The organism is Pseudomonas amygdali (assembly GCF_002699855.1).
In the GTDB taxonomy this organism is placed as follows: Bacteria; Pseudomonadota; Gammaproteobacteria; order Pseudomonadales; family Pseudomonadaceae; genus Aquipseudomonas; species Aquipseudomonas amygdali.
Genome location: NZ_LKBW01000109.1, coordinates 1 through 5,844 on the forward strand (window position 1 = coordinate 1; position 5,844 = coordinate 5,844).

The following is a 5,844-nucleotide window of genomic DNA, read 5'->3' on the forward strand; positions in this document are numbered from 1 at the left end:
CCGAGCTGGTAAAACAAGGGCCTGCCTGACGGCAGGCCCTAACCAGCCCGAACACAAAAAAACTGATACTCCCCCCTCAACCCTCGCGCAGTACGGTCAACGGGCTGACGTTCAGTGCGCGGCGTGTGCCGAATACGCCAGCGCCACCCACCAGCAGGGCACCGATCACTGGCAGCAGCAATAGCCACGGATGCGGCTGCCATTCCAGTGAGAAGGCGTAGCGGTACAGCACGAAGCTCACCAGCTCACAGCCCAGCGCCGCCAGCACGCCGCTGGCAGCCCCCAGCAAACCGAATTCGATGCGCCGTGACTTGATCAGCAGTGCTCGCTCTGCGCCGAGTGCACGCAGCAGCGCGCCCTGACGGATGCGTTCGTCCAGGGTCGCCTGCAACCCTGAGAACAGCACGGCAATACCGGCCGCCAGCACAAACAGCAGCACGAATTGCACGGCCAGCGTGACCTGATCAAGAATACTGCGCACCTGCGCCAGCAAGGCCTCCACTCCCAGAATACTGATCGACGGGTAGGCCCGCGACAGCTCGACAATCTGTTTATCCTGGCCAGGCGGCAAGTAGAAGCTGGTCAGGTAAGTGGTGGGCAAATCAGCCAGGGTGCCAGGCTGGAAGATCATGAAGAAGTTGGGCTGGAAGGTATCCCAGTTCACGTCCCTCAGACTGGTGACTACGGCTTCACGCGTCAGGCCACCGACAATGAAGCTCAGCCGGTCGCCCAGTTTGATCTTCAGGCTTTCGGCCAGCTTGGTCTCGATCGATACCCCGGGCGTCGCGTCGCTCTGGCCTGAGGCCGGCAGCGCCTTCCACCAGTTACCGGCAGTCAGGGTATTGCCTTCGGGCAAATCGGCGGCCCAGGTCAGGCTAAGGTCGCGGCGAGTGGCGTTTTCACCACGCGAGTCCTTGGTCACGAAGTTGCCCACCGGTTCACCGTTGATGCTGGTCAGACGTCCCGGCACTACCGGGTAGAGCGGAGCCGAGTGGGTGGACAGCTTGCTCAGGGTCTGGGCGAAGTTTTCTTTCTCTGATGGCAACACATTGAGCACGAAATAGTTTGGTGCGTCCTTGGGCAGCTGGTTTTGCCAGGTGTCGAGCAGTTCACCGCGCAGCAGCGCGATCAAACCCATCGACAGCAGGATCAGGCCGAAGGCCAGAGATTGACCGGCAGCGGCCAGCGGGTAACGCAGCAGTTGCCCCAGGCCCAGCCGCCAGGGCAGCGACGCACCGGCCAGCAGGCGGCGCAGGCTGTTAAGCGCCAGCAGCAACAGGCTGCCCAGTATCAGCGCGGCGACGACGCCACCGCCCAACAGGGCAAAGGTCAGCACCAGGTCCAGGCTCAGGCGCCACATGATCAGGCCCAGCGCGAACAGCGCCGCGCCATACACCAGCCATGAGCTGGCGGGAATCGGCAGCATGTCACGGCGCAGCACGCGCAGCGGCGGCACGCGACCCAGTGCTGCCAGTGGCGGCAGGGCGAAACCGGCCAACGCCACCAGCCCGGTGCCCATGCCTGCAAGCGCAGGCAAAAGGCCGCCCGGTGGTACGGCGGCCGGCAACAGATTCTGCAGCAGTGCAAATAATCCCAATTGCGCCAGCCAGCCCAGCAGCGCGCCGCTCAGGCTGGCCAGCAGGCCGATGATCGCCAGTTGCAGGCTGAACAGGGTCATGGTCTCGCCGCGTGACAGGCCCAGACAGCGCAGCAGGGCGCTGGCATCGAAGCGCCGTGCGGCAAACCTGGATGCCGAAAGCGCCACGGCAACGCCTGCCAGCAGTACGGCCACCAGGCTCGCCATATTCAGATAACGTTCAGCCTTGCCCAGCGCGCCACCAATCTGCTGACTGCCATCGCGGGCGTCCTTGATTTCCTGATGCGGTTCCAGAGTCGGCTCGATGGCTTTACGGTAGGCGGCCAGCGCTTCGGGCGGGCCGCTCCACATTTCCCGGTAACTGACTCGGCTGCCCGGTTGCACTACGCCGGTAGCGGCGAGATCCTTGAGATTTATCATCACCCTCGGGGTCAGGCTGTAGAAGTTGCCCGCACGGTCTGGCTCGTACGTCAGTACCCGAGTCAGTTTCAGGGTTTTCGAGCCGACGTCGATATCATCACCGACCTTCAGATCAACGGCTGGAAACAGTCGCGCCTCGGCCCAGGCTTCACCGGGCCTGGGGCCGCTGCCATCCTGCTCGGTCTGATACAGGTCCGCTGCGCTTTTAAGCTCGCCGCGCAGTGGGTAAGCGTCATCCACTGCTTTGATGCTGGACAATTGGATACCGGCATCGGTGGCGATCACGCTGGAAAAGATCACGATCTGCGCATGCTTGAGTTGCAGGCGCTTGCCTTCCTCGACCTGCTCGGCGCGCGCCGGGCTGGAACCCTCCAGAATCAGATCAGCGCCAAGAAACTCGGTTGCCCGCAACAGCATTGCCCCGTTCAGGCGCGCACCGAAATAACCGATGGCGGTGCTGGCAGCCACGGCTACCAGAAGGGCAAAGAACAACACCCGCAACTCTCCGGCGCGTGCATCGCGCAGCAGTTGGCGGGCGGCGAGGCTTAGCAGGCGGGCAAAAGGCAAACGTGCCATCAAGGCTCCAGCGGGGCGACCAGTCGGCCCCCTTCAAGACGGATCAGGCGGCGGCAGCGATGCGCCAGACCCTCATCGTGAGTCACCAGCACCAGCGTGGTGTTGCGCTCCTTGTTCAGTTCGAACAGCAGGTCGCTGATACGCTCGCCAGTGTGGCTGTCCAGGTTGCCGGTGGGTTCGTCGGCAAACAGTACGTCTGGGTCGGCGGCAAACGCGCGGGCGATGGCGACACGTTGTTGTTCGCCTCCGGACAACTGACGCGGTGTGTGGGTCAGGCGCTGGCCAAGGCCTACGCGCTCCAGCAGGTCGCGAGCCTTTTCGCGGGCGTCCTTGCGGCCTTCAAGCTCCATCGGCAGCATGACGTTTTCCAGTGCATTGAGGCTGTCGAGCAACTGGAATGACTGAAATACAAAACCGACGTGCTCGGCGCGTACTCTGGCGCGCTGGTCTTCATCCAGCTCACTCAGGTTGCGGCCCGAGAGGATGACCGAACCGGAGCTGGGCAGGTCAAGCCCGGCAAGCAAGCCGAGCAGGGTGGATTTGCCCGAACCGGATGCACCGACGATGGCCAGTGTGTCGCCCTTGTTTAGTTCCAGGGAGAGTTCGTGCAGGATGATCAGGTCACCTTCGGTGCTGGGGACTACTTTGCTGAGGCTTTGGGCACTGAGAATACTTTCACTCATGGAGAATCCGATGCGTGCGTTGTTTTTAAGTGCTGGCCTGGGGTTACTGCTGCTGTCACAGGGCGCGTTGGCGGGCACGGTATTGATCGTTGGGGATAGTATCAGTGCGGCTTTCGGACTGGATACCCGCGTAGGGTGGGTCAGCCTGCTGGAGCAGCGTCTGAGCAAGGAGGGATTCGACGACAAGGTGGTCAATGCGTCGATCAGTGGCGACACCAGTGCCGGGGGCCAGGCGCGTTTGCCTGCGCTGCTTGCAGAGCATAAGCCGGAACTGGTTATTCTCGAATTGGGTGGCAACGACGGACTGCGTGGCCAGCAGCCCGCTCAATTGCAACAAAACCTTTCATCGATGATCGACAGCTCTCGGGCAGCCGGTGCGAAAGTGTTGCTGCTCGGTATGCAGATACCGCCCAACTACGGGCCGCGTTACACCAACGCGTTCAAAGAGGTTTACAGCAACCTGGCCGAGCAGAAAAAAGTCCCGTTTGTGCCCTTCTTTCTGGAAGGTGTGGGCGGAGTGCCCGAACTGATGCAGGCTGATGGTCTGCATCCGGCGGCGGCGGCTCAGGGCAAGTTGCTGGAAAATGTCTGGCCGAGCCTGAAACCGTTGCTTTGAGGCTTTCCCGGACGGGGGCTTTCGGCTAATGTGGCGCCCCCGATCTGGAGCCCCCCATGCCGCGTCCCGCCTGGTCCCTGTATGCCTATCAAATGCTTGAGCCCCATGAGCAGCTGGATCTGTTCGCCTGTCAGGAAGTGCGCGTCCATCTGATTGCTCGCCAATTGGAGCTGGGCGGCTCGATCGACCGGACGTTGTGTGGCACGTTGTTGCCTGCCCAGCCGCAGATGCGCGCCGTCGAACTGCAAGCCATGCGCGATGAGCGCCTTTGCCCGCTGTGCAAGGCCATCATGGATGCGCAGCGCAGGGGCATGAACCCGATCTGGCCTGAACTCTAGCTGTCATGAATGCCTGAAGGCCAACCGCAGATATCCCCGATCCTGCAAGGGCCGGTGTACACTTCAGGTCCTGTTTCCATCTCTTTAGTCGTTACCCGAAGGATCTTCCCGGATGTTGTCGCGCATACCAGCCGTTACCCGCTGTCTGTCGCTTGCTGCTCTGTGCGCGGCGAGCTCTGTCCATGCTCTGGAATTTCCGTTGCCGCCGCCCGGCGAGGACATCGTGGGCCAGGTGCAGGTCATCAAGGCCAAATACGAGGACACCTTTGCCGATCTGGGCACAAAATACGATCTGGGTTATCTGGAAATGATCGCGGCCAACCCTGGTGTTGACCCATGGTTGCCGCGTGCAGGCAAGGACATCGTGCTGCCGACCCGCTTCATTCTGCCGCCGGGCCCGCGCGAAGGGATAGTCATCAACCTTGCCGAGTACCGCATGTACTACTACCCCAAAGGGCAGAATGTCGTGCACACCTATCCGCTGGGTGTCGGTCGTGAAGGCTGGGGTTCGCCCATCGGGGTGACCAAGGTAACGGCCAAGACGCCAAACCCGACCTGGACGCCACCTGCCTCGATCAAGGCCGAACATGCCGCCGATGGTGATCCGCTGCCTGACGTAGTGCCTGCCGGTCCGGATAACCCGCTGGGGCCGTTCAAATTCGGTCTTGGGCTTTCCGGCTATCTGATCCACGGTTCGAACAAGAAGTTCGGTATTGGCATGCGCACCAGTCATGGCTGTTTCCGCATGTACAACAACAACGTGCTGGAACTGGCCGACATGGCTCCGGTCGGTACGACCGTGCGAATCATCAGCGAGCCCTACAAATTCGGCATCAGTGGCGGCAAGGTTTACCTTGAAGCACACACACCGGTCGATGATCTGGGCAACCCGTCGGTTGTCGACAAGCACACTGCGGTCATTAATGCGTTGCTCAAACGTGACGACCTGGCCAACAACCTGCGCATGAACTGGGACGTAGTACGTGATGTAGTTGCGGCCGAAGACGGCATGCCGGTGGAAATCGCAGAACCGGGCAAAGCGCCTGCGAGTGCTGAAGAGCCTGTGATTTTTCAGTAGTCCTCGTTATGTATAACGACGCTAGAGCGAGCGCTACGATAACCTCAGCTATGGTGCGCCGCTTCACGTCACATCTGTGCTGCAGCGCAACGTAGTGTCTTGCGCGCAATCACTTTACATAGATAAAGCGTTTTGTTATCGCGGTGGCACTGACGACGCAGAGTGCGACGTTAGTGACGGCTGAGCCCTGACGCTGATCCTGGGGATGCAAGGCAGGACGCCGAGCAAGCCGCACCGGGCCAAGGATGGCCCGTTGCGGCGGCCCCCGGNGGAACCCGACGAAGTCGGGCCGGAAACAGGAGCGAGGGGTTTTGCTTACTTTGGCCCCATCAAAGTAAGTCGCCGAGGGGCGAAAAGGTGACCTGAGTCGAACCCCGATCCACCTGACATCGCAGAACCGCTGTGTGACGCGGAGCGTCAAGAACTGCATTCCCACGCGGAGTGGTATGACCCCCGAAGGTTGGACGCAACCTTTGGAGGCGTCATGGGTAAATATACAGTGCAGGCAAAACTCGCAGCCGTGAAAGAATATTGTG

At 61.2% G+C, this 5,844-nt stretch carries 5 protein-coding genes; 3 read left to right on the plus strand and 2 right to left on the minus strand.

The features are described 5' to 3' along the window. Positions 1-76: 76 nt before the first annotated feature. Both AO277_RS09785 and AO277_RS09790 read right to left on the minus strand, forming a co-directional pair. Complete coding sequence (locus tag AO277_RS09785; RefSeq protein ID WP_044320025.1) at positions 77-2,593, minus strand: ABC transporter permease; 2,517 nt, start codon at positions 2,591-2,593, stop codon at positions 77-79. Further along, positions 2,593-3,276: an ABC transporter ATP-binding protein gene (locus AO277_RS09790; protein WP_044320026.1), complete on the minus strand. Its 684-nt coding sequence runs from the start codon at positions 3,274-3,276 to the stop codon at positions 2,593-2,595. Before AO277_RS09790 ends, AO277_RS09785 begins: the two co-directional genes overlap by 1 nt. Positions 3,277-3,286: 10 nt before the next feature. Here AO277_RS09790 and AO277_RS09795 point away from each other — a divergent pair, with 10 nt between their 5' ends. The 3 genes from AO277_RS09795 (at position 3,287) to AO277_RS09805 (ending at position 5,308) form a co-directional block, all read left to right on the plus strand. After that, entirely contained in the window at positions 3,287-3,892 is a 606-nt protein-coding gene (locus AO277_RS09795) for an arylesterase (protein WP_004664750.1), read from the plus strand. Between the two features lie 56 nt (positions 3,893-3,948). Continuing rightward, positions 3,949-4,230 carry a hypothetical protein gene (locus AO277_RS09800; RefSeq protein WP_002553016.1) on the plus strand — a complete coding sequence of 94 codons (282 nt, stop codon included), beginning with the start codon at positions 3,949-3,951 and terminating at the stop codon, positions 4,228-4,230. A gap of 112 nt (positions 4,231-4,342) precedes the next feature. Continuing rightward, the gene (locus tag AO277_RS09805) at positions 4,343-5,308 is read left to right on the plus strand and encodes a L,D-transpeptidase family protein (RefSeq protein ID WP_044320027.1); all 966 of its coding nucleotides are present in this window, start codon (positions 4,343-4,345) and stop codon (positions 5,306-5,308) included. The last annotated feature ends 536 nt before the right edge of the window (positions 5,309-5,844 follow it).

Bases quoted from the DNA above. Each gene is read 5' to 3' on its own strand.
- AO277_RS09805 (WP_044320027.1), top strand. From the start codon at position 4,343: ATGTTGTCGCGCATACCAGCCGTTACCCGCTGTCTGTCGCTTGCTGCT.
- AO277_RS09795 (WP_004664750.1), top strand. From the start codon at position 3,287: ATGCGTGCGTTGTTTTTAAGTGCTGGCCTGGGGTTACTGCTGCTGTCA.
- AO277_RS09785 (WP_044320025.1), bottom strand. From the start codon at position 2,593: ATGGCACGTTTGCCTTTTGCCCGCCTGCTAAGCCTCGCCGCCCGCCAA.
- AO277_RS09800 (WP_002553016.1), top strand. From the start codon at position 3,949: ATGCCGCGTCCCGCCTGGTCCCTGTATGCCTATCAAATGCTTGAGCCC.
- AO277_RS09790 (WP_044320026.1), bottom strand. From the start codon at position 3,276: ATGAGTGAAAGTATTCTCAGTGCCCAAAGCCTCAGCAAAGTAGTCCCC.